The sequence below is a fragment of the Streptosporangium sp. NPDC004379 genome, assembly GCF_042873875.1.
Lineage (GTDB): Bacteria > Actinomycetota > Actinomycetes > Streptosporangiales > Streptosporangiaceae > Streptosporangium.
This window is the reverse complement of sequence record NZ_JBIAMC010000041.1, coordinates 1-1,620: the sequence shown is the minus strand read 5'-3', so window position 1 is coordinate 1,620 and position 1,620 is coordinate 1. Positions and strand designations below refer to the sequence as shown.

General features: G+C 57.1%; 1 rRNA gene. It reads left to right on the top strand.

From position 1 onward, the window contains the following. A 23S ribosomal RNA gene (locus tag ACFYSC_RS36825) occupies window positions 1–1,620 on the top strand; the annotation flags it as partial.

Genomic DNA, 1,620 nt, shown 5'->3' with positions numbered 1-1,620 from the left:
AGTCGCATGCTGCAGACCCGAAGCGGAGTGATCTAGGCATGGGCAGGTTGAAGCGCGGGTAAGACCGCGTGGAGGACCGAACCCACCAGGGTTGAAAACCTGGGGGATGACCTGTGTTTAGGGGTGAAAGGCCAATCAAACTCCGTGATAGCTGGTTCTCCCCGAAATGCATTTAGGTGCAGCGTCGCGTGTTTCTTGCCGGAGGTAGAGCACTGGATGGCCGATGGGCCCGACAAGGTTACTGACGTCAGCCAAACTCCGAATGCCGGTAAGTGAGAGCGTGGCAGTGAGACTGCGGGGGATAAGCTCCGTAGTCGAGAGGGAAACAGCCCAGACCACCGACTAAGGCCCCTAAGCGTGTGCTAAGTGGGAAAGGATGTGGAGTCGCAGTGACAACCAGGAGGTTGGCTTAGAAGCAGCCATCCTTGAAAGAGTGCGTAATAGCTCACTGGTCAAGTGATTCTGCGCCGACAATGTAGCGGGGCTCAAGTACACCGCCGAAGTCGTGGCATTCACACATTACTCTGGCTTTTGTCTAGGGGTGTGGATGGGTAGGGGAGCGTCGTGCGGCCGGCGAAGCAGCGGAGTGATCCAGTTGTGGAGGCCGTGCGAGTGAGAATGCAGGCATGAGTAGCGAATCAGAAGTGAGAAACTTCTGCGCCGGATGACCAAGGGTTCCTGGGCCAGGCTAATCCGCCCAGGGTAAGTCGGGACCTAAGGCGAGGCCGACAGGCGTAGTCGATGGACAACGGGTTGATATTCCCGTACCCGCTGTGATGCGCCCATACTGAATCCAGTGATACTAAGGGTCCTTAAGCCGGTCTGCTCTTCGGAGCGGGCGTCAGGGTGAACGCCTGGCCTGATCTGGTAGTAGGTAAGCGATGGGGTGACGCAGGAAGGTAGCCCATCCCAGGCGATGGTTGTTCCTGGGGTAAGCGTGTAGGACGAGGGGTAGGCAAATCCGCCCCTTATATGTTTGAGACGTGATGCCGAGCCGATTGTGGCGAAGTGGGTGATCCTATGCTGCCGAGAAAAGCCTCTAGTGAGTGTCATGGCGGCCCGTACCCGAAACCGACTCAGGTGGTCAGGTAGAGAATACCAAGGCGATCGGGTGAACTGCGGTTAAGGAACTCGGCAAATTGCCCCCGTAACTTCGGGAGAAGGGGGGCCTTCGCTGGTGATGAGTCTTGCACTCGGAGCTGGTGGGGGTCGCAGAGGCCAGGGGGAAGCGACTGTTTACTAAAAACACAGGTCCGTGCGAAGTCGTAAGACGATGTATACGGACTGACGCCTGCCCGGTGCTGGAACGTTAAGGGGACCGCTTAGCACGCTCTTTGGGTGTGCGAAGGTGAGAACTTAAGCGCCAGTAAACGGCGGTGGTAACTATAACCATCCTAAGGTAGCGAAATTCCTTGTCGGGTAAGTTCCGACCTGCACGAATGGCGTAACGACTTCCCCGCTGTCTCAACCGCAGACCCGGCGAAATTGCACTACGAGTAAAGATGCTCGTTACGCGCAGCAGGACGGAAAGACCCCGGGACCTTCACTACAGCTTGACATTGGCGTTTGGAACGGTTTGTGTAGGATAGGTGGGAGACGGTGAAGCCGCCACGCTAGTGG